Origin of the sequence: Microtetraspora malaysiensis (assembly GCF_001528665.1) — a bacterium.
Classification (GTDB): domain Bacteria; phylum Actinomycetota; class Actinomycetes; order Streptosporangiales; family Streptosporangiaceae; genus Microtetraspora_A; species Microtetraspora_A malaysiensis.
On the sequence record NZ_BBYJ01000009.1, the window covers coordinates 22,813 to 43,219 of the forward strand.

21 protein-coding genes are annotated in these 20,407 nt (G+C 71.2%); 14 read left to right on the forward strand and 7 right to left on the reverse strand.

Annotated features, from left to right (window positions below; translation table 11 throughout):
• Positions 1-81: 81 nt before the first annotated feature.
• Together moaA and AWQ71_RS12315 are read left to right on the forward strand one after the other, a co-directional pair.
• On the forward strand, positions 82-1,071 hold the full coding sequence (gene moaA / locus AWQ71_RS12310; protein WP_067131675.1) for a GTP 3',8-cyclase MoaA: 990 nt from the start codon (positions 82-84) through the stop codon (positions 1,069-1,071).
• A gap of 3 nt (positions 1,072-1,074) precedes the next feature.
• On the forward strand, positions 1,075-1,941 hold the full coding sequence (locus AWQ71_RS12315) for an NTP transferase domain-containing protein (protein WP_067131677.1): 867 nt from the start codon (positions 1,075-1,077) through the stop codon (positions 1,939-1,941).
• A gap of 283 nt (positions 1,942-2,224) precedes the next feature.
• Here the strand turns inward: AWQ71_RS12315 and AWQ71_RS12320 are convergent, their stop codons facing one another.
• Entirely contained in the window at positions 2,225-2,545 is a 321-nt protein-coding gene (locus AWQ71_RS12320; RefSeq protein WP_245658241.1) for a DUF3099 domain-containing protein, read from the reverse strand.
• 75 nt (positions 2,546-2,620) lie between these two features.
• Between AWQ71_RS12320 and AWQ71_RS12325 the strand changes: the two genes are divergently transcribed.
• Positions 2,621-2,833, forward strand: a complete 213-nt coding sequence (locus AWQ71_RS12325) for a dodecin (protein WP_067131683.1) — start codon at positions 2,621-2,623, stop codon at positions 2,831-2,833.
• Positions 2,834-2,879: 46 nt separating this feature from the next.
• Here the strand turns inward: AWQ71_RS12325 and AWQ71_RS12330 are convergent, their stop codons facing one another.
• On the reverse strand, positions 2,880-4,250 hold the full coding sequence (locus AWQ71_RS12330) for a metallopeptidase TldD-related protein (RefSeq protein ID WP_157570330.1): 1,371 nt from the start codon (positions 4,248-4,250) through the stop codon (positions 2,880-2,882).
• Between the two features lie 8 nt (positions 4,251-4,258).
• Positions 4,259-5,752, reverse strand: coding sequence for a TldD/PmbA family protein (locus tag AWQ71_RS12335; RefSeq protein ID WP_067131691.1), 1,494 nt, complete (start codon positions 5,750-5,752; stop codon positions 4,259-4,261).
• A 77-nt stretch (positions 5,753-5,829) separates the two neighbouring features.
• Here AWQ71_RS12335 and AWQ71_RS12340 point away from each other — a divergent pair, with 77 nt between their 5' ends.
• Positions 5,830-6,534, forward strand: coding sequence for a beta-ketoacyl-ACP reductase (locus tag AWQ71_RS12340; protein ID WP_067131694.1), 705 nt, complete (start codon positions 5,830-5,832; stop codon positions 6,532-6,534).
• 80 nt (positions 6,535-6,614) lie between these two features.
• Positions 6,615-7,379, forward strand: a complete 765-nt coding sequence (fabI, locus tag AWQ71_RS12345; protein ID WP_067131697.1) for an enoyl-ACP reductase FabI — start codon at positions 6,615-6,617, stop codon at positions 7,377-7,379.
• Between the two features lie 57 nt (positions 7,380-7,436).
• On the opposite strand, the gene AWQ71_RS12350 is transcribed toward fabI, so the two are convergent.
• Both AWQ71_RS12350 and AWQ71_RS12355 read right to left on the reverse strand, forming a co-directional pair.
• Positions 7,437-8,573, reverse strand: coding sequence for a hypothetical protein (locus tag AWQ71_RS12350; RefSeq protein ID WP_067131700.1), 1,137 nt, complete (start codon positions 8,571-8,573; stop codon positions 7,437-7,439).
• Positions 8,574-8,860: 287 nt separating this feature from the next.
• On the reverse strand, positions 8,861-9,799 hold the full coding sequence (locus AWQ71_RS12355; protein WP_067131703.1) for an aldo/keto reductase: 939 nt from the start codon (positions 9,797-9,799) through the stop codon (positions 8,861-8,863).
• A gap of 44 nt (positions 9,800-9,843) precedes the next feature.
• Here AWQ71_RS12355 and AWQ71_RS12360 point away from each other — a divergent pair, with 44 nt between their 5' ends.
• The 8 genes from AWQ71_RS12360 (at position 9,844) to AWQ71_RS12395 (ending at position 17,301) form a co-directional block, all read left to right on the forward strand.
• Positions 9,844-10,662: an undecaprenyl-diphosphate phosphatase gene (locus AWQ71_RS12360; RefSeq protein WP_067131705.1), complete on the forward strand. Its 819-nt coding sequence runs from the start codon at positions 9,844-9,846 to the stop codon at positions 10,660-10,662.
• Positions 10,659-11,366, forward strand: coding sequence for a histidine phosphatase family protein (locus AWQ71_RS12365; protein WP_067131708.1), 708 nt, complete (start codon positions 10,659-10,661; stop codon positions 11,364-11,366). The genes AWQ71_RS12360 and AWQ71_RS12365 overlap by 4 nt, the downstream gene beginning before the upstream one ends.
• A 9-nt stretch (positions 11,367-11,375) precedes the next feature.
• Positions 11,376-11,954, forward strand: coding sequence for a DUF3090 domain-containing protein (locus AWQ71_RS12370; RefSeq protein WP_067131712.1), 579 nt, complete (start codon positions 11,376-11,378; stop codon positions 11,952-11,954).
• A gap of 70 nt (positions 11,955-12,024) precedes the next feature.
• Positions 12,025-12,786 (forward strand): SCO1664 family protein, encoded by a 762-nt coding sequence (locus AWQ71_RS12375; protein ID WP_067131715.1) that lies wholly within the window; start codon positions 12,025-12,027, stop codon positions 12,784-12,786.
• Between the two features lie 94 nt (positions 12,787-12,880).
• Positions 12,881-13,606, forward strand: coding sequence for an NRDE family protein (locus AWQ71_RS12380; protein WP_369407198.1), 726 nt, complete (start codon positions 12,881-12,883; stop codon positions 13,604-13,606).
• Between the two features lie 51 nt (positions 13,607-13,657).
• Positions 13,658-14,869, forward strand: a complete 1,212-nt coding sequence (gene mshC / locus AWQ71_RS12385) for a cysteine--1-D-myo-inosityl 2-amino-2-deoxy-alpha-D-glucopyranoside ligase (protein ID WP_084258818.1) — start codon at positions 13,658-13,660, stop codon at positions 14,867-14,869.
• 146 nt (positions 14,870-15,015) lie between these two features.
• Positions 15,016-16,341 (forward strand): GH39 family glycosyl hydrolase, encoded by a 1,326-nt coding sequence (locus AWQ71_RS12390; protein WP_245658242.1) that lies wholly within the window; start codon positions 15,016-15,018, stop codon positions 16,339-16,341.
• 24 nt (positions 16,342-16,365) lie between these two features.
• On the forward strand, positions 16,366-17,301 hold the full coding sequence (locus AWQ71_RS12395; RefSeq protein ID WP_067131724.1) for a glycosyltransferase family 2 protein: 936 nt from the start codon (positions 16,366-16,368) through the stop codon (positions 17,299-17,301).
• 10 nt (positions 17,302-17,311) lie between these two features.
• On the opposite strand, the gene AWQ71_RS12400 is transcribed toward AWQ71_RS12395, so the two are convergent.
• Positions 17,312-18,088 carry a polysaccharide deacetylase family protein gene (locus AWQ71_RS12400; protein ID WP_218001759.1) on the reverse strand — a complete coding sequence of 259 codons (777 nt, stop codon included), beginning with the start codon at positions 18,086-18,088 and terminating at the stop codon, positions 17,312-17,314.
• 131 nt (positions 18,089-18,219) lie between these two features.
• Here AWQ71_RS12400 and AWQ71_RS12405 point away from each other — a divergent pair, with 131 nt between their 5' ends.
• On the forward strand, positions 18,220-19,155 hold the full coding sequence (locus tag AWQ71_RS12405) for a glycosyltransferase family 2 protein (protein ID WP_067131730.1): 936 nt from the start codon (positions 18,220-18,222) through the stop codon (positions 19,153-19,155).
• On the opposite strand, the gene AWQ71_RS12410 is transcribed toward AWQ71_RS12405, so the two are convergent.
• Complete coding sequence (locus AWQ71_RS12410; protein WP_067131733.1) at positions 19,145-20,266, reverse strand: GNAT family N-acetyltransferase; 1,122 nt, start codon at positions 20,264-20,266, stop codon at positions 19,145-19,147. The two genes, AWQ71_RS12405 and AWQ71_RS12410, sit on opposite strands and share 11 nt — an antisense overlap.
• Positions 20,267-20,407: the final 141 nt, after the last annotated feature.

Consider the following 20,407-nt stretch of genomic DNA (forward strand, 5'->3'; position numbering starts at 1 on the left):
CCGACGGTGCGGGCGGAGAGGTGCGGGCGGAGAGGCGACAGGCCATAGGCTTGAGGTCTCCGAACGTCCGGGAGGTCCCCCTTGCTGGTTGACTCATTCGGCCGGGTCGCGACCGACTTGCGCGTCTCACTGACCGACCGATGCAACCTGCGGTGCTCGTACTGCATGCCGCCCGAAGGGCTGGACTGGCTCCCCAAGCCCGACCTGCTCACCGCCGAGGAGATCGTCCGCCTCGTCACGATCGGCGTGGAGCGGCTCGGCATCACCGAGGTGCGCTACACCGGGGGTGAGCCGCTGCTGCGCCGGGAGCTGGTGGAGATCGTCGCGGCGACCGCACGGCTGCGCCCGCGCCCCCAGATCATGCTGACCACGAACGGCATCGGCCTCGCCAGGCTCGCCGCCCCGCTGGCGGAGGCCGGGCTGGACCGGATCAACGTGTCACTCGACACCCTGGACCCGGCCGTGTTCCTCCGTCTCGCACACCGCGACCGCCTGCCCGACGTCCTCGACGGGCTGGCCGCGGCCCACCGGGTCGGGCTCACTCCCGTAAAGATCAACGCGGTGCTGATGCGGGGCGTCAACGAGCACGAGGCGGTCCCGCTGCTGCGCTTCAGCCTCGACCACGGGTACGAGCTGCGCTTCATCGAGCAGATGCCGCTCGACGCCCAGCACGGCTGGCGCCGCGAGAACATGATCACCGCCGACGAGATCCTCGGCCTGCTCAAGGCCTCCTTCGACCTGGTGGGGGACGATCCGCGCGATCGCGGCAGCGCGCCCGCGGAGCTCTTCCTCGTGAACGGCGGCCCGGCGCGGGTGGGCGTGATCGGCTCGGTCACCCGTCCGTTCTGCGGAGCGTGCGACCGCGTCCGGCTCACCGCCGACGGCCAGATCCGCAACTGCCTGTTCGCCACGGAGGAGTCCGATCTCCGTACGGCCCTGCGCTCCGGGGCGTCCGACGACGACCTCGCCGCCCGCTGGATCAGCGCCGTTGGCCGGAAGAAGGCCGGCCACGGCATCGACGACCCGTCCTTCCTCCAGCCGGCCCGGCCCATGTCGGCCATCGGAGGCTAGGTTGTGCCGTACGACGCGGTGATCCTGGCCGGCGGGCACGCGCGGCGGCTGGGGGGGCGGGACAAGCCGGCGGAGCCGGTCGCGGGACGGTCCCTGATCGAGCGGGTCGCCGCGGCCGTTCCCGGCGCGCGGACCCTCGTCGTCGTCGGCCCCCCGCGTCCCGGGCGCGGGCTGGAGCGGGCCGTGCACACCCGGGAGGAGCCGCCCGGGTCCGGGCCGGTGCCGGCGCTGCGGGCCGGGCTCGCCCTCGTCACGGCCGATGAGATCGCGCTGCTCGCCGCCGATCTGCCCTTCCTGACCGCGGATCACGTGACGGCGCTGCGCGCCGCGGCGCGGGAGGCGGGCGCCGCGGGCGCCGTGCTGGTCGACGACGAGGGCGCCGAGCAGTGGCTGACCGGCGTGTGGCGGACGCGGGCGCTCCGCGATGCCCTCGCCCGGTACGGCGGCCGCTCGCTGCGCGGGGTGCTCGGCCCGCTCGAACCGGTGACCGTCCGCCTCGCCGCGGAGGCGGGCGGGCGGGCCCCCTGGTTCGACTGCGACACTATGGACGATCTCGACCGGGCGCGCCGGACTCGAGGGACGAACGACTCGAGGGACGAACGAGGAGACCGTGTGAACGTGCTGGAGGAGTGGACCGCCCTGGTCTGCCGCGAACTGGGCGTCGATCCCGCGAGGGTGGCCCGCGAGGCGGTGCTCGACCTGACCCGTGATGTGGCCCACGGCGTGGCCCGGCCCGCCGCGCCGCTCACCGCCTACCTGCTCGGGCTCGCCCAGGGAGCGGGCACCGCCCCCGAAGACGCGCTGGAGCGCCTCTCCGCCATGGCCCGTAACTGGGAGCAGACGACGACCGAAACCCGCAAGGACGCCTGACCGCGGATCCGTGATCCCGTAGTGCCTGTCCGAAGGTTGCGGATATATCGCGACACGCTGTGAAAACGATGGCGTTCGCATAAAAGCGGTAATTTGTTCGAATTAAGGCGAAATTCGAGAAAAAAGAAGGGCAGCGCCGGGTGGTTACGGGGGCAAACCACCCGGCGCCGCTTCATCGGCGTTCCGACGGGGGCCCGGAACGCCGGCACCAGCGCTCCGACGGGGGACCAGAGCGCTTGGCTAAACTGTACACCTACAACCCATGGGTTGCGTCAAGACTTTGTCACGACCCGATCTCGCGTCGATGCCGTGGTATCTCGTTTTGGTTAGATTCCACGGTTTCCATGGGCGACGGTTGACCTTTCCCTCGCTCATTGGCCCCGATCACGGCAACGTATGGCAAAACCACGGCCCCCGCGACGAGTAGCGCCCGCACCGGCCACGGCGCCGGCACGGCGACGGCGAGCACGAGGCACACGAGACGAATGGACATCTTGATCACGTAGCTGATCTCGCGGCGCCGGATGTCCGCCGACAGCGAGGGCCTGGCGTCCGTAACCTTGTGCACTGTCCGGTTCCGGCCCAAAAGCTTCACAAACTCCACGGTAGACCCCGCATGGTGGGGGCGCGAAAGCGCCGCAGCGATATGAGCATGAGTCCGAGCGAGAGGGAGGACGTCATGTCGGACCGAACCTATCGGGTGACCGAAATAGTGGGCACTTCGGGGGAGAGCGTCGATCGGGCCATCCGCAACGGCATCCGGCGCGCCGCCGAGACTCTGCGTCACCTCGACTGGTTCGAGGTGACCGAGGTGCGCGGCTACATCGAGGACGGCGAGGTGGCCCACATCCAGGTCGGGCTGAAGGTCGGTTTCCGCCTCGAAGACGCCTGAGGCGCGGCCGTCACGGGGACGGCCGCGCCTCGACAAGACCTCGGGGTCAGTTCGCCTGGCTGACCGTGGACATGTTGAAGTCGGGCACCCTGATCGCCGGCATGACGGTGCGGGTGAAGTAGTCGTTCCACTCGCGCGGCAGCGTCTGCTCGCTCCGCCCGACCTCGGACAGCCGGCCGAGCAGATCGACCGGTGACTCGTTGAACCGGAAGTTGTTGACCTCCCCGACCACCTCGCCGTTCTCGACGAGGTAGACGCCGTCCCTGGTCAGGCCGGTGAGCAGCAGCGACTGCGGGTCCACCTCGCGGATGTACCACAGGCAGGTGAGCAGCAGCCCGCGCTCCGTACCGGCGATCATCTCCTCCAGCGAGCGGCCGCCGTCCGGCCCCGTCATGATCAGGTTGTCGATCGACGGGGTGGCCGCGAGCCCGGTCAGCTCGGCGGAGTGCCGGGTCTGCACCAGGTTGGCCAGCCGTCCCCCGGAGATCCAGTCCGTGGCGCCGAGGCCCAGGCCGTTGTCGAAGACCGACTGCTCCCGGCCGGAGGCGTGCGCGAGGACGAACGGCGTGCACTCGATGCCCGGGTGCGCCGGATCACTGTAGAGCCGCACGGGGAGGTCCGAGAGGCGCTCCCCGACCCGCGTGCCGCCGCCCGGCTTCGAGAAGACCGTACGGCCGTCGGCCGCGTCCCTCGCCCCGGACGACCAGTAGAGGTAGATCATCAGGTCGGCGACCGCGGTCGGCGGCAGGATCGTCTCGTACCGCCCGGCCGGGACGTCCACCCGGCGCTTGGCCCAGTCGAGCCGCCGGGCGAGCGTGGCGTCGAGCGCCGCGACGTCCACGTCGGAGAAGTCGCGGGTCGCCACGCCGGTCCACGCCGACCGGGACAGGTCCGCCGACTTCGCGTTGAGCTCCAGCCGCCCGGTGGGCTGGTCGTGCCGGGCGCGCAGCCCGGACGACGTCCCGACGAAGGTGGAGGTCAGGATGTGCTCGGCGAAGCCGTACAGCTTCCTGCCGGAGGCCTCGGCCGCCGCGAACGACTCGCCCAGCGCGGGCGCGAAGTCGCGGAGGATCTCGATGGTCGTCGGCTCGACCGCCCGGTTCCAGTCACCGAGGGAGTCGCCGCCGGGAAGCGACCGGGCGTCCTCCGACGGCTGGGCGTCCCGCGCGGCCTGGTCGGCCGCGGCCACCACGTCGGCGAGCTGGTCGGGACGCACCGCGGCCCGGGACACCACGCCCACACCCTGCCCCACGATCGAGATCACCGTCAGCTGCGAGGACCGCGCGACCCCGTTGGTGGTGAGGGTGTTGCCGGCGAACCGCAGGTTCGCCGTGGACCCCTCCTCCACGATCACCACGCAGTCGTCGGCGCGGCTGAGCGCGAGGGCCCGCTCGACCGTCTCCTGGGGAGTGCCCATGCGCTCGCTCACTTGCCGCCCTCCTGCACCGTGTTGAGGATCCGCACGCCCCGGAACAGCGTCGACGGCGTGCCGTGGCTGACCGGCGCCACCTGCCCCGGCTGGCCCTTGCCGCAGTTGAAGGCGCCGCCGAGGACGTACGTCCCCGGGCCGCCGACGGCCTCCATGGAGCGCCAGAAGTCGGTCGTGGTCGCCTGGTAGGCCACGTCGCGGAGCTGCCCGGCCAGCCGGCCGTTCTCGATCTTGTAGAAGCGCTGGCCCGTGAACTGGAAGTTGTACCGCTGCATGTCGATCGACCAGCTCTTGTCACCGAGGATGTAGATCCCGCGCTCCACCCGGGAGATCAGCTCCTCGGTGGAGGGGCCGCCCTCGGCCGGCTGGAGGGACACGTTGGCCATCCGCTGCATCGGCACGTGACCGGGGGAGTCGGCGAACGCGCACCCGTTGGAGCGCCCGAAGCCCTTCAGCAGGGCCATCCGCCGGTCGAGCTGGTAGCCCACCAGGACGCCGTCGCGCACGATGTCGAACGACTGCCCCTCGACGCCCTCGTCGTCCCAGCCGACCGTGGACAGGCCGTGCTCGGCGGTGCGGTCGCCCACCACGTTCATCACCGGCGAGCCGTACTTCAGGGTGCCCAGCTGGTCGAAGGTGGCGAACGAGGTGCCCGCGTACGCCGCCTCGTAGCCGAGCGCGCGGTCCAGCTCGGTGGCGTGGCCGATCGACTCGTGGATGGTCAGCCACAGGTTGGACGGGTCGATCACCAGATCGTATGAGCCCGCCTCGACCGAGGGCGCCTTGAGCTTCTCGGTCAGCAGGTCGGGGATCTCGGCCAGCTCGGCCGGGAAGTCCCAGCCGGTGCCGGTCAGGTATTCGAAGCCGCGGCCGACCGGGGGCGCCAGGGTGCGCATGTCGTCGAACCGGTCGCCGTCGGTGCGCATCGCGGTCAGCACCGGATGCAGCCGCACCCGCTGCTGCGTGGTCACCGTCCCCGCCGTGTCGGCGTAGAACTTCTGCTCCTTGACCTGCATCAGCGAGGCGGAGACGTGGTCGACCCGGCCCAGCAGACCGGCCGACCAGCCGCCGAGCAGCTCGACCTTGTCGCGCAACGGCACGTCGAACGGGTCCACGTCGTACGCGGAGACCCAGGTGACGTCGGCGTGGACGGGCTCGGGCGCGAGCTCGATCGGCTCGCGGTTGATGGGCGCGCTGACCTCGGCGACCCGCACCGCCTGCTCGGCGGCGCGGACGGCGGCCTCGGGCGTCAACTCGACGCCGGAGGCGAAGCCCCAGGTGCCATCCTTGATCACTCGTACGGCGAAGCCGAGGTCGTCGGCGTCCATGGAACCCTCGAGCCGGGCGTCGAACAGGCGGAGGGTCTCCGAGCGCACCCGCTCCAGGCGGAACGCCGCGTGCTCGGCGCCCAGGTCACGGGCGCGCTGCAGGGCCGCGTCCGCCAGCCGCCTGAGCGGCAGGGCGAGGAAATCGGGATCGATCTGGCGCATGTCCACGATCCTAACCGTGTGATCTTGTGCCCTGCGGACAAGTGGGTTACCCGGCGGTAAGCGGTAGCGTCCCGTGCATGGCTCGTTCTGTTCTCGTCACCGGCGGCAACCGCGGCATCGGTCTCGCCATCGCCCGCGAACTCGCCGCCGCCGGCGACGCCGTCGCCGTCACCTACCGCTCCGGTGAGCCCCCGCAGGGTCTCTTCGGCGTCCGCTGCGACGTGACCAACACGGCGGACGTGGACGCCGCCTTCGAGAAGGCCGAGGCCGAGCACGGCCCGGTGGAGGTCGTGGTCGCCAACGCCGGCATCACCAAGGACACGCTGCTGCCGTTGATGAAGGAAGAGGCCTTCACCGACGTCATCGACACCAACCTCACCGGCGCGTACCGCGTCGCCAAGCGGGCGGTGCGGCCGATGCTGAGGCTCAAGCGCGGCAGGATCGTGCTGATCTCCTCGGTCGTCGCCATGCTCGGGTCGGCCGGCCAGACCAACTACGCCGCCTCCAAGGCCGGGCTGATCGGGTTCGGCCGGTCGCTGGCCAGGGAGCTGGCCTCGCGCGGCATCACGGTCAACGTCGTCGCGCCCGGCTTCGTCGAGACCGACATGACCGCCGTGCTCGACGAGGCCCAGCAGGAGGCGATCCGCAAGAGCATCCCGCTCGGCCGCCAGGCGAGCGCGGACGAGATCGCGAAGGTTGTCAGGTTCCTGGCGAGCGACGACGCCTCCTACGTGACCGGCGCGGTCATCCCCGTGGACGGTGGCCTCGGAATGGGTCACTGACTTCCTGGAAGCACCCCGGAAGGCATTCCGGCACGGACGAGAACGGGTGGCCGAAGGCCACCGGGAACTGGAGCTGACACATGGGTCTGCTGGACGGCAAGAGGCTGCTGGTCACCGGCGTCCTCACCGACTCCTCGATCGCCTTCAGCGTGGCGAAGCTCGCGCAGGAGGAGGGCGCGAGCGTCGTGCTGACCGGCTTCGGCCGCCTCAGCCTGGTCGAGCGCATCGCCAAGCGGCTGCCTGAGCCGCCGCCGGTGATCGAGCTGGACGTGCAGAACACCGAGCACCTCGACACGCTCGCCGACCGCGTGGGCGAGCACCTGGACGGCCTGGACGGCGTCGTCCACTCCATCGGCTTCGCCCCGCAGACGTGCCTGGGCGGGAACTTCCTCAACACGAGCTGGGAGGACGTGGCGACCGCCCTCCACGTCTCCACCTACTCGTTCAAGTCGCTCGCCGTCGCGTGCCTGCCGTTGATGAAGGACGGCGGCGCGGTCGTCGGCCTCGACTTCGACGCCACCAAGGCGTGGCCGGTCTACGACTGGATGGGTGTGGCCAAGGCGGGGCTGGAGTCCTGCTCCCGTTATCTCGCGCGCGACCTCGGCAAGCACGGCATCCGGGTCAACCTGGTCGCCGCCGGGCCGCTGCGCACCATGGCCGCCAAGAGCATCCCCGGCTTCCGGGAGTTCGAGGAGAGCTGGCCGGACAAGGCGCCCCTCGGCTGGGACCTGACCGACACCGAGCCCGCGGCTCGGGCCTGCCTCGCCCTGCTCTCCGACTGGTTCCCCGCCACCACCGGGGAGATCGTGCACGTCGACGGCGGCGTCCACGCGATCGGAGCCTGACCCGGCCGCCGCCGCACTCATCGTGCGGCGGCGCCGTCGGTCGCCGATGACCGGCGCTCAGGCCATGCGGTGGCGGCCCGGCGATCCGCTGAGCCGGATGCCCTCGAGGGGCATCGACTCGGGCATGTTCGCGCGGGCGCGGCGCGCCGACACCACGCGGGTGGCGAGCACCGCCGACAGCAGCAGTGCCGCGGTCAGCGCCGTCTCCATGCCGTTCTGCGACCGTCGCGCCGGGATCGCCGCGCCCTTCATGTGGGTGGACAGCCCCGGGACGTACTGCCCCGGCCACAGCAGCGGGATGCCGACGTCGTCCGGGTCCACCGAGAGGTCGACCGGGCGGATGGTCCGCCCCTCGTCGATCAGGTTCGGCCGGCTCTCCGGGGGGCGGATGGGTTCGGTCGGGAGGATGTCGTTCCCGGCCTCGCCGCGCACCATGCCCGCCTTGGTCTTGTCCGCCGCGTCCTCGCCGGACGGCTTGGCCGTACCGCCCCCCGTGTCGCCGCAGGCGCCGCCGGAGGCCCCTGGGAGGCAGCCGTCCTTCTCCGTCTCCGTCTGGGTCAGCCCGCCGGTCAGGTCCACCGCGCCCCGCACGACGTCGTCCACGGCGCCCACCGCGCCCCCTACGACTCCGCCGACCGCGCCGCCGACACCGCCTCCGGACGATCCTGAGCCGTCCGAAGCACCCGTGCCGCCCGTGCCGCCCTTGGCGCCCAGCGCGTCACCGAGTCCCTTGACCGTGCCGTTCAGCGTGTCCGTGACCCCGCCGACGGTGTCCCCGAGGGTGTCGGTCACGCCGCCGACGGTGCCACCGAGGGTGTTGGTCAGGCCGCCGACCGTATCGCCGAGCCCGCCACCGCCGCCGAGGCCGCCCACCGTGTCGGCCACTCCGCCCACGGTCGTGCTCAACGTGCCGGTCACGCCGTTGACCGTGCCGTTCACCGTGCCCGTCACACCACCGACCGCCGTGTCGACCACGCCGCTGAGCCCTGACGTCGCGCCGCCGGTCGCCGCGTCCAGCGTGCCGGTCACGCCGTGGACCACCGAGCAAAGTCCGTTGGTCACGCCGGACAGGATCCCGCTGCCCGTGCAGTCGGCCGCCTGCGCCGGCTCGGCCGCCAGCAGGGGGACTCCCACGCTGAGGGCAACCGCCAGCGCACCCGCAGAGATCGCGGACGTGTGACGTCCGATCTCCATATGCTCCCCTTCCCGAAATGCGGATTCGTCGTTTCCCCGCTCGTCGGACGCGTCCGGCGCCCCGCCGCTCCCGACCCGGCCACACCTCGCCGTCGCCGTACGGTGAATGTCGTGGAATGTCGCGTGAACGTGATGGGCGGCATGTGCCGGACGAACCCTACGACTCCCACTCTTTTCCCATGCGCCCCGATTTTTCGCCGAAAGTTGCGATTCGGTATGGACGCGTGATACGCGAGAAGAACTCTCGTTTTTACGTCAGGGGTGCCGGAGACCGACGTCGGGGCGGCTCAGGAGTCGGAGACGTCGTCCAGGGCTTCGCGGATCGCCTGCGGGAGGGTGAGCTCCTCGGCCTGGAGAACCCCGAGAAGCTGGGCATGCGTGCGCGTGCCGACCACGGCGGCCGACACGCCCGGGCGGTCCCGGATCCACGCGAGAGCCACCGAGAGCGGCGACACGCCGAGGCCGTCGGCCGCCGTCGCGACCGATTCCACGATCCTGCGGCACCGTTCATCCAGGTATGGCCGGACGAACTCGGCGAAATGCGGCGTCGCCGCGCGGGAGTCCGCGGGGATGCCGGTGCGGTACTTGCCGGTCAGCACGCCCCGGCCGAGCGGCGACCAGGCCAGGAAGCCGGCGCCGACGTGCGCGGCGGCCGGGAGCACCTCCTGCTCCGCGTCCCGGGCGAGCAGGGAGTACTCCCCCTGGGCGCAGACGATGGGGGCGCGGGAGTCGGCCGCGCGCTGCCACACCGCCGCCGCGGCGAGCTGCCAGCCGGCGTAGTCGCACACGCCGGCGTAGGCCGTACGCCCCGTGGAGACGGCGAGATCGACGGCGGCGAGCGTCTCCTCCAGGGGGACGTCGGGGTCGAAGGCGTGGAGCTGCCACAGGTCCACGTCGTCCAGCCCCAGCCGCGACAGGGAGGCGTCGAGGGCGCGGATGAGATGCCGGCGCGAGGCGTCGGGCCGTCCGCCGGGGGTCAGCACCGCTTTGGTGGAGATCACCAGCTCGTCGCGCCGCACCACGTCGCGGAGCAGGCGGCCGATCAGCAGCTCGGCGTCGCCGCCGCCGTAGACGTCGGCCGTGTCGATCAGCGTGCCCCCGGCCTCGACGAACTCGGTGATCTGGGCGGTCGCCTCCTCGGCGCCGGTGTCGCGGGCCCAGGTCATCGTGCCGAGCCCCAACCGGGACACCGACAGACCGCTGCGCCCGACAAGTCGCTGATCCATTGTCAGGCCAGATTAGCGCGTCAGAGCGTTTAGGCTGGCCCATCGTGGACTCTCTCCAGGCCATCGTGCTCGGCATCGTGCAGGGACTCACCGAATTCCTGCCCATCTCAAGTTCCGCGCACCTGCTGATCGTGCCGAAGCTGCTGGGGTGGTCCGATCCCGGCGCCGCCTTCACCGCGGTGATCCAGCTCGGCACGATGCTGGCGGTGCTCATCTACTTCTGGCGCGACATCGTCCGGATCCTGTGGACCTGGCTGCGCAGCCTGTGGACCCCGGACCTGCGCGGCCACCTCGACGCCCGCATGGGCTGGTACATCGGCCTCGGGACCGTTCCCATCGGCGTCGCCGGCCTGCTGTTCAAGGACGCGATCGAGGGCCCGGCGCGCAACCTGTGGCTCAACGCCGGCATGCTCATCCTCTTCGGCCTGCTGCTGCTCGCCGCCGACCAGATGGGGCGGAAGAAGAAAGAGGTCGCCGACCTCGGCCTGCGCGACGGCCTGATCATCGGCGCCTGGCAGATGCTGCCGCTGATCCCCGGCGCCTCCCGGTCCGGCTCCACGATGACCGGCGCGATGTTCCTCGGGTACACCCGGGAGGCCGCCGCGCGGTACTCGTTCCTGCTGTCGATCCCGGCGGTGGTCCTGTCCGGACTGTTCGAGCTGCGCCACATCGGCGACGGGGGAGGCGTGCCCCCGGTGCCGACCGCGGTCGCGACCATCGTCTCGTTCGTCGTCGGGTACGCCTCGATCGCCTGGCTGTTGCGCTACGTCGCCAAGCATTCGACCATCGTGTTCGTGGTCTACCGGGTCTTCGCGGGCGCCTTCCTGCTCACGCTCCTCTCGCTGGGCGTGATCTCCTCATGACCACCCTCCTGCTCCTGCGGCACGGCCTCACCGCGATGACGGGGCCGGTGCTCGCGGGCTGGACGCCGGGCGTCCACCTCGACGAGCGCGGGCGAGAGCAGGCCGACGCGCTGGCCGCGAGGCTCGCGCCCCTCGACCTCGACGCCATCGTGTCCAGCCCGCTCGACCGCTGCCAGGAGACCGCGCGCGCGGTGGCGCTGCGTCAGGAGCGGTGCCGTACGGTCCAGACCGACGACCGCTTCGGCGAGTGCGGCTACGGCGACTGGACCGGCCGGCCGATCGAGGAGCTGGCCCGCGAGCCGCTCTGGCAGGTCGTCCAGGCCCACCCCAGCGCCGCGGTGTTCCCCGGAGGTGAGGCGCTCGCCGACACCCAGAGCCGGGCCGTGCGCGCCGTGCGCGAGTGGAACGACCGGCTGGGCGAGAAGGCGACCTACGCGGTCTGCACCCACGGTGACGTGATCAAGGCGATCGTCGCCGACGCGCTGGGGCTGCATCTGGACCAGTTCCAGCGGATCACCGCCTATCCCGCCTCGCTCACCGTCATCCGCTACACCCCGTTGCGCCCCTTCCTGCTCAGGCTCAACGACATCGGCGGCGACGTGGCGGATCTGATCCCTCCCAGTGAGGTTCCGGAGGAGCACGGCGGGGGAGAAAACATCACCGGGAGCGATGCCGCCGTCGGCGGCGGAGCCGGGACCACGTAAGGTCGGGTTATGCCGGTCTTCGACTACGATCCGCCTGACAGGTTCGTGGCCGGTGCCGTCGGGCAACCGGGAGCACGGGCCTTCTTCCTGCAGGCCCGCGGCCAGGGCAGGATGACCACGGTCGCGCTTGAGAAATTCCAGGTCGCCGTGCTCGCCGACCGGCTCGACGAGCTGCTCGACGAGGTGCTGCGCCGAACCGGAGGCCGCGCCCCCGTCCCCGCCTCCGCGCCCGTCGAGCTCGCCGACGACGCCCCGCTCGACCTGCCGATCGACGAGGACTTCCGGGTGGGCACGATGGCGCTCGCCTGGGACCCCGAGACCTCCCAGGTGATCATCGAGGCGCAGGAGGCCACGGCCGCCGAGGAGGAGGACGAGCTGTTCGAGCCCGACGAGCTCGAGCTCGAGCTCGAGCCCGCGGTCCTGCGGGTGCGGATCAGCCCCGCCGCCGCACGGGCGTTCAGCCGGCGGGCACTCGACCTCGTCGCCGCCGGCCGTCCGCCGTGCCCGCTGTGCGGGCAGCCGCTGGAGCCGGAGGGGCACATCTGCGTACGTCTCAACGGACACCACCCCGGGGGAATGTCGGCGTGAGCGAGCGAAGCGGCGGGGCGGGCGAGCCGCCCGGCGGGGGCGCGGGCGGCGCGCCGGGCAGGGGGGCCGGATGACCGCGGAGAGCGATCCGGCCGTCGGCGTGGACGGCGTCGCCGGGCTGGACGACGCCACGGCGCTCCGCCTGCTGCGCGACGGCACCATCGATGTGGCCGGCCGTCTGGTCGAGGCCACGAACATGACGCTCTACTGCTCGGTGCGCCTGGACGAGCTCGTCGCCGCCTGTGTCTACAAGCCGGTGCGCGGCGAGCGGCCACTCTGGGACTTCCCCGACGGCACGCTGGCCGCCCGCGAAGTCGCCGCCTACGAGGTGGCCGCCGCCACTGGCTGGCGCATCGTCCCCCCGACGGTCTACCGCGACGGTCCCTTCGGGGCGGGCATGGTCCAGCTCTGGATCGACGCCGACCCGGCCGTCGACCTGCTGGCCCTGATCCGCGGCCGGACCCCCGGGCTGCGCCGCATGGCCCTCTTCGACGCCGTCGTCAACAACGCCGACCGCAAGGGCGGGCACCTGCTCCCGCTGGGCGACGGGCACATCTACGGCGTCGACCACGGGGTCTGCTTCTCCGTGGAGGACAAGCTGCGCACCGTGCTGTGGCAGTGGCGCGGCAAGCCGCTCTCCCGTGAGGCCGTCTCGGTCCTGGCGCATCTCGAGCGAGAGATCGACCGGGGCCGGCTGGGGCGACGGCTGCGCGAGCTCCTCACCCAGGCCGAGGTGGAGGCCACCTGGCAGCGCGTACGACGGCTGCTCGACGCCGGCGTGCACCCCTACCCCTCCGATGACTGGCCGGCGGTTCCGTGGCCACCGATTTGAGACATCGGCGGACTTGTGCAAATGGTTCGAAACCATGCACTCTGCATGCGTCTCTACCGATTCTGGAGGGAAACCAGCATTGTGCACGGTAATCGTGAGTGTCGACCCCGAGGCTCGGGTGCCGGTGCTCCTCGCGGGTGTCAGGGACGAGTTCGTGTCGCGGCCGTGGATGTCCCCGGCGCGGTACTGGGCCGCCCATCCGGGGCTGATCGGCGGGCGTGACCTGCGGGCCGGCGGCACCTGGCTGGCGGTCGACCCGGCCAACCGGCGGGTGGCCGCCCTGCTGAACGGGCAGGGGACGCCGGCGCCGGAGAACATCCGGCGTTCCCGGGGCGACCTGCCGCTGCGCGCCGCGGACACCGGCGAACTGCCCCGGATCGACCTCGCCGCCTACGACCCCTTCCACCTCGTCGTCGGCGGCCTCGACGGCGTACGGCTGTGGAGCTGGAACGGCGAGCGGGTGACGGAGGAGAAGCTGCCCTCCGGCGTCCACATGATCGTCAACGGCGGGTGGGAGCGCGGCGACGACAATCCGCGCGTCAGCCGGTTCCGGCCGAGGTTCGCGGCGGCGCCACGTCCGGCGCGCCTGGGCTCCGGCTCCCCGCGCAGGTTCTGGGGGGAGTGGCTGCCGATCGCGTCGGGAGACGGCCTGCCCCTGGAGGACCCCCGCGCCCTCGTTTTCCGGCAGGTCACCGAGGACGGCCGGATCTTCGCGTCCCTCTCGGTCACCCTGGTGGCCCTGGCGGACGAGGGTGTGCGCTACGACTTCTGCCCCGTCCCCGGAGACGTCTCGTCCTGGCACCAGGTCGAGACGGTGTGACGGGGAGGGGAGCTGATCCGAGCTCTCCGCGGCGCGGATAGGCTCGGGTTCATGCGATCGTGGTCTGCTCCTAACATCCCCGCCCTGCCCGGTCCGGGTCTTCCCCTGCGCCTGTACGACACCGCCGTGCGAGAGGTCCGTGAGACCAGGCCGGAGGGCGAGGCCAGGTTGTACGTCTGCGGGATCACCCCCTACGACGCGACCCACCTGGGGCATGCCAACACCTACTTGGCGTTTGATCTGGTGAACCGGGCGTGGCGGGACGCCGGCCATGAAGTCCACTACACCCAGAACGCCACGGACGTGGACGATCCGCTCCTCGAGCGCGCCCAGGCGACCGGTGTCGACTGGCAGGAGCTGGCCGAGCGTGAGATCGAGCTCTTCCGCACCGACATGGAGGCGCTGCGGATCATCCCGCCGCGTGAGTACGTCGGTGTGACCGAGGTCGTCGACCAGGTCGCGGAGCTGATCGGGAGGCTCGGCGACCGGGGCGCCACGTACCGGATCGGCGAGGATGTCTACTTCTCGGTGGCGGCGGCGCCGAAGTTCGGCGCCGTGTCGGGTTACTCCGAGGAGCGGATGCTCGAACTGTTCGGCGAGCGCGGCGGCGACCCCGACCGCGAGGGTAAGCGCCACCCCCTCGACTGGCTGCTGTGGCGCGGTCACCGGCCAGGTGAGCCGTCCTGGCCCTCGCCGTTCGGCCCGGGCCGTCCCGGCTGGCACGTGGAGTGCACCGCGATCGCGCTGGCGAACCTCGGCACCGGCTTCGACGTCGCGGGCGGCGGCTCCGACCTGATCTTCCCCCACCACGAGATGGGCGCCTGCGAGGGGCACGTCGCCACCGGGGAGTGGCCGTTCGCCCGCGCGTACGTGCACGCCGGCATGGTCGCCCTGGACGGCGAGAAGATGTCCAAGTCCCGGGGCAACCTCGTCTTCGTCTCCCGGCTGCGGCAGGGCACCGACCCCATGGCCGTACGGCTCGCGCTGCTGGACCGGCACTACCGGACGGACTGGGAATGGACGCCGGACCAGCTCGACGAGGCCGAGGCCAGGCTGGCCCGCTGGCGGGCGGCGATGGCGCGTCCGTCCGGCCCGGACGGCCGGGCGGTGCTCGAGGAGGTTCGGGAGCTGATCGCCGCCGACCTGGACGCGCCGGGCGCGCTGCGCGTGATCGACCGATGGGCCGCGGAGGAAGGGACCGACGCGCAGGCCCCGGCGCTCGTCCGGGACGTCGCCGACGCGCTGCTCGGGGTCGCGCTCTGACCGTCACGCCGACGTCGCCGACGGTCAGCCGACTCTCAAGGTTCTCACAGGCGCGCCTCAACCTTGCCTGCTTGCGTGAAGGAAGCTATAGCGTTTGAGCCGAGGCCGGGGGCTCTGAGCGTGGGCCGGCCCAAAGGGGAGACACGGTGCGTGTTCGATTCCGCCGATGGGCCGGCATGGTTGCCGGTGCGACGATTCTGGGGCTCATCCTGATCGCCTGCTCGTTCGGTGGCGGCGCGTCCGGCCAGGCGGTCTCCGGGGTGGAGGTCACCGCCACCGAGGCCGCCGCTACCGCGTCGACCTGGCCCGTCTTCGGCTTCACGCATACGCAGTACACAGTTGACTACGGTCAGCGGCAGGCGCTCAGGGTCGCCCGCAACGCGATCGCCGAGAAGCGCGTCCTGCAGAACCAGCACATCATGGGCTTCGGCGCGCTCAACCCCGAGCCCCGCCCCGGTGTGTACGACTTCGCCAGCCTGGACGCGCGGATCGACCTCATCCGCAAGACCCACGGCATCCCCGTCATCACCCTGTGCTGCGCGCCCGACTGGATGAAGGGCGGCACCCCCGGCCGTACCAACTGGAGCCGCATCGAGGTGGCGCCGCTGCCCGAGCACTACCAGGACTTCGCCGACCTCGCCGCCCGGATCGCCCGCAGATATCCCGACGTCACCCACTTCATCGTGTGGAACGAGCTCAAGGGCTTCTTCGACGAGAACAAGCACCGGTGGAACTACGAGGGTTACACCGACATGTACAACCGGGTCTACCAGGCGCTCAAGGCCGTCAACCCCAAGATCGAGGTCGGCGGGCCGTACCCGGCCCTGGGCGGGTTCGACGCGCCGTCTGAGGTGCACGGCGACTGGGGCAACGTGGACCAGCGCGTGCTCGACGCGCTGAAATACTGGATCAAGCACAACAAGGGCGCGGACTTCATCGTCGTGGACGGGACGTCCGAGAGCGACAAGGGGATGGTCCCCGACGAGTTCGGCGCGCTGAAGAAGTTCTCCGCCGTCAACGCGTGGCTGCGCCGGCACACGAACCTGCCGATCTGGTGGGCCGAGTGGTACGCCGAGCCGGCCCGCTCCGGCTGGCCGGAGAACAAGCGGCTCGCGGTCCACGCCGCGGCCATGATGGAGTTCGCCCGGAGCAGGACCACCGCCGCCCTCTACTGGAGCCGCCAGGAGGAGAGGGGGGAGTGCCCCGAGGGCTGCCTCTGGACGAACCCGCGCGAGTCGGACGGCGGGCAGCCGAGCGCGATGCTCCGCCTCATCCAGGAGTTCGCCCGCTCGTTCCCCAGCGGCACGCCGATCGTGCCGGTGAACGTCTCGCCCGCGTCCGTACGCGCGCTCGGGCAGGCGGACAGAATCGTCGTCGTGAACACTCGGGATAAATCGGTCAAAGCGACAATTGACCGAAAAGTCATTGATCTTGCGCCATATGAGGTCCGCTGGATTTCTCGCGGGCGATAATCCGTTCAGGTAGCATTTTTCGGCATGAGCGACCACAACTGGCCTTCCGTTGCGGCCGTCATCTGCTCCCGTGGTGACCGCGCCGTCTTTCTGCGGGAGGCGGTCGAGTCGATCGTCGCCCAGGACTATCCGGGTCGCATCACCGTGATGGTGGTGTTCGACCGCGCCGAGCCCGACGAGAGCCTCACCGAGCTGGGCGCCGGCCCCACGCGCGAGGTGCGCGTCATGCTCAGCGACCGCCGTCCCGGGCTGCCGGCGAGCCGGAACGCGGGCATCCTCGCCACCGACTCCGAGCTGGTCGGCTTCTGCGACGACGACGACGCCTGGTTGCCCGGCAAGCTCACCGGCCAGGTGACGGCCCTGCGGGCGCGGCCCCGCGCGCTGTTCGCCTCCTGCGGCGCGGTGACCATGTACGACGGGTGGTCGGCCGAGTGCATGTGGCCCAAGCCGCAGATCGCGCACGCCGACCTGCTCATGTCGCGGGTGAAGGAGGCGAACGCCGACTCCTTCCTCGTCTACCGCGGCGCGCTCCTCGGCCCGATCGGACTGTTCTCCGAGGAGATCCCCGGCGGCTTCGCCGAGGACTACGAGATGCTGCTGCGCGCCGCGCGCCACTCGCCCATCGTGTACGCCCACCAGGTGGGGGTCCGGGTCCGCGGCCACGGCCGCACGTCGCACTTCACCGGCGACTGGGAGACCATCGCCGAGGCCAACGAGTGGCTCCTTTCCACCTATCCCGAGTTCCGCGCGGAGCGCCGGGGGTTCGCCCGCGTGGCGGGGCAGATCAGCCTGGCCTGGGGCATGCTCGGCCGGCGTGGCGCGGCGCTGCGCTGGGCGTGGCGCGCGTTCCTGGCCAACCCGCTGGAGATCCGGTCGTACGTGGTCACCGCGCTGGCGATGCGCGCGGTGAGCCGCTCCTGGGTCCAGCGCCGCCTCAACGCCGCCGGGGCGACCTCCTGACCGCCATCCCTCAGGTGAGGTTGTCGGCGAGCCGGGCGATGCCGTCGATCAGTGGCGGGATCGCCGCGATGTGCCCGGCCGCGCGGACCGGCCGGGCCCGCCGGAGCTGGGTGCGCAGCCACTTCTCCGCCGGCGCGACGCGCAGCCGCAGCGAGCCGTACCCGTCGCCGATGCAGGACCGGGTGTAGGCGAAGGGGCCCTGCTCCCGGTACGGATCGACGGTGACGCAGCCGTAGGCGTACCCGGCGGCGCGGACCGCGTCGAGCACGCGCCCGTCGGCGAAGCCGTACGGATAGCAGATGCCGTCCGCGGGCTGGCCGGTGATCTCACGAAGGATCTCGCGGCTACGGGTCAGCTCCCTGGCCAGGCTCTTGTCGTCCAGCGTGGTCAGCGCGGTGTGGGTCAGGCCGTGTGAGGCGATCTCCATGCCGGCGTCGGACGCGCGCCGCAGGTCGTCCGCGCTCATCAGCTCCTTGCGCGGACCGGGCTCGTCCCACTTGTTGTACTGGCTCAGCAGCCCCGACACGATGTACAGGCTCGCGGTGAAGTCGTAGCGCCGCAGGACGGGGAGCGCGTGCTCCATGAAATCGGCGTATCCGTCGTCGAAGGTGAGCGCGATCATGCCGCTCCGGTCATCGGCGGAGAGCAGCTCCCGCATCGTCACGCCGCGCTTGTCCTGCTTGTAGATCCACCTGATCTGCGATTCAAAATTGTCGGGAGTGACAGTCAGCGTGTAGGGATCGTACGTGTAGTGATCGACTGAGTGATACATCCAGATCGCAGGCACTTAAGAAGTGTAGGAATTCAATTAGCACGCCTTCGGGTTCGTGATCGCATCGTGACGTACATGTGCGCGGCGAAAGCCGCACCTTCTCACAAACCCCATAAATAACGGACCGCGCTGCTACGATCACGGTCATGAGCGAAGAGCGCCCGCCTTCGGTGGCGGCCGTCATCTGCACCCGCGGTGACCGTGCCGAGCTCCTGCGGGAGGCAGTGGAGTCGATCGTTCGCCAGGACTATCCGGGCCGGATCACCGTGATGGTGGTCCACGACCGGGTGGCGCCCGAGGAGAGCCTCACCGAGCTGGCCGCGGGCCCCGCGCGCGAGGTGCGGGTCATGCTCAGCGACCGCCAGGCGGGGCTGCCCGCCAGCCGGAACGCCGGCGTCCTCGCCACCGACTCCGACCTGGTCGGCTTCTGCGACGACGACGACGCGTGGCTGCCCGGCAAGCTGTCCGCGCAGGTCGCCGAGCTCGCGCGGCGTCCCGACGCGGGCTCCGTCGCCTGCGGGGCCGTGTCCCTCCACGACGGCTGGACCAGCGAGTGCGTCTGGGGTAAGCCGGAGATCACCTTCGCCGACCTGCTGCGCTCCCGGGTGAAGGAGGCGCCGCCGTCCTCGTTCCTGATGCGGAGAGATGTGCTGCTCGGTCCCGCCGGGCTGTTCTCCGAGGAGATCCCCGGCGGCTTCGCCGAAGACTACGAGATGCTGCTGCGCCTGGCCGCGCACGCTCCCGTGGCGTACGTGCGGCAGGTGGGGGTGCGGATCCGGGTGCACGGCCGCACCTCCCACTTCACCGGGAACTGGGCGGTCATCGCCGAGGCGCTGGAGTGGCTGCTGCGGGAGTATCCCGACTTCGCCGGGGTGCGCCGCGGGCACGCGCGCATCGCCGGGCAGATCGCCCTGTCCAAGGGCATGCTCGGCCAGCGGCGCGAGGCGCTGCGCTGGGCCTCGCGGGCGTTCCGCGCCAGCCCGCTGGAGATCCGCTCGTACGTGGCCGCGGCGATGGCGCTGCACGCGGTGAGCCGCTCGTGGGTGCTCGCCCGGCTGGCGGCCGCCGGGGCTACGAGCTGACCGCGCCGCCGTCGCCGCGCGAGTCCGCCGCGGCCCCGCGGCGCAGGTTCCCATACCGCCGCAGCACCCGGTCGGCGACGCCGTACAGGCGCGGCCGGTCCAGCACGTACTGCTTCGCGGCCCGGACGGGGGAGTGGCGGGCCCAGTGCAGCGCCGCCCCGGCCGAGCGCCGGCGTACGCACCCCTCGGACACCATGTGGCCGCTCGTGCGCAGGTTCTGCTTGTAGTCGTCGCCCTTGCTGACGCTCCAGTCCATCTGGGTGATGCCGTCCTGCGCGGCGGCCTTCGCCATCAGCAGGTGCTGGACCAGCCCGGGGGAGTACTTGGAATACTCCGCGTCGTAGGCGGGGAACCAGCCGGCCAGCAGCGGGCCCGAGCGCAGCCCGATGTGCCCGGCGATCGGCGTGTCCCCGGCGTACAGCATGGTCAGCAGGCCCGCGCAGCCGGGCGCGTCGCCGGCGTGCAGCCGCTCGACCAGTTCGACCACCCACGGCTGCCCGAACCGGTCCGGGCGGCCGATGCGGCGGTACTGGCTCGACTTCCACCGCATCAGCGTGCGCAGGTCGGCGATGTCGGCGCTGTGCAACTCCACCCGCAGCGGCCCGACGTCGCGGCCGAGCTTGCGCTCACGGTAGAGGCCCATCTTGAGCGTGCGCGGCGCGTTGGCCTTCACCTTGGCCAGGTAGTCGTCGTATCCGCCGCCCACGTCGATGAGCACCGACTCCGCCTCCAGCGCGGCGTACGGGGCGAACCACGGCTGGCCGCCGACCAGGAACTCGAACTCCCAGACGGCCAGCCCGCAGCCGCGCAGCAAACGCGCGGCGTCGATCTCGGTCCCCGGCCGGTGGACGACGCCCTGGGCCAGCGAGACCCAGCCGGCGATCGGCTTTCCCACCCCCATCGGATGGCGTTCGAACGGGAAGAATCCGACGGTGCGGTTCCCCTCCGAGAGCACCGCGACGAAGGCGTCGCCTCGCACCTCGCCGACGGCCATGGTGAATTCCGGGGAGAGGAACGGGCTGGCCAAATGCGGCTGGGAGTCCTGCATCGACCGCCATTCCGCCTGTTCGCCGGGGCCGAGTTCATTCGGGCGGATGACCGAGATCTGCATGAGATCCTTTCGCGGCGGGGGGAATGCCCATTCTAGGGTGACGGAATGCCGCGATGTGGGATCCTTTGGGAGTGGAGCTCACCGCTGATCTTGACATTGCGAAGCTGGACTTCTGGGAGCGGCCCGTTTCCGAGCGACACG

Coding starts and splice junctions, on each gene's coding strand:
- AWQ71_RS12325 (WP_067131683.1), top strand. CDS start 2,621: ATGTCGGACCGAACCTATCGGGTGACCGAAATAGTGGGCACTTCGGGG.
- AWQ71_RS12330 (WP_157570330.1), bottom strand. CDS start 4,250: ATGGGCACTCCCCAGGAGACGGTCGAGCGGGCCCTCGCGCTCAGCCGC.
- AWQ71_RS12335 (WP_067131691.1), bottom strand. CDS start 5,752: ATGCGCCAGATCGATCCCGATTTCCTCGCCCTGCCGCTCAGGCGGCTG.
- AWQ71_RS12340 (WP_067131694.1), top strand. CDS start 5,830: ATGGCTCGTTCTGTTCTCGTCACCGGCGGCAACCGCGGCATCGGTCTC.
- fabI (WP_067131697.1), top strand. CDS start 6,615: ATGGGTCTGCTGGACGGCAAGAGGCTGCTGGTCACCGGCGTCCTCACC.
- AWQ71_RS12350 (WP_067131700.1), bottom strand. CDS start 8,573: ATGGAGATCGGACGTCACACGTCCGCGATCTCTGCGGGTGCGCTGGCG.
- AWQ71_RS12355 (WP_067131703.1), bottom strand. CDS start 9,799: ATGGATCAGCGACTTGTCGGGCGCAGCGGTCTGTCGGTGTCCCGGTTG.
- AWQ71_RS12365 (WP_067131708.1), top strand. CDS start 10,659: ATGACCACCCTCCTGCTCCTGCGGCACGGCCTCACCGCGATGACGGGG.
- AWQ71_RS12370 (WP_067131712.1), top strand. CDS start 11,376: ATGCCGGTCTTCGACTACGATCCGCCTGACAGGTTCGTGGCCGGTGCC.
- AWQ71_RS12375 (WP_067131715.1), top strand. CDS start 12,025: ATGACCGCGGAGAGCGATCCGGCCGTCGGCGTGGACGGCGTCGCCGGG.
- mshC (WP_084258818.1), top strand. CDS start 13,658: ATGCGATCGTGGTCTGCTCCTAACATCCCCGCCCTGCCCGGTCCGGGT.
- AWQ71_RS12395 (WP_067131724.1), top strand. CDS start 16,366: ATGAGCGACCACAACTGGCCTTCCGTTGCGGCCGTCATCTGCTCCCGT.
- AWQ71_RS12405 (WP_067131730.1), top strand. CDS start 18,220: ATGAGCGAAGAGCGCCCGCCTTCGGTGGCGGCCGTCATCTGCACCCGC.
- AWQ71_RS12410 (WP_067131733.1), bottom strand. CDS start 20,266: ATGCAGATCTCGGTCATCCGCCCGAATGAACTCGGCCCCGGCGAACAG.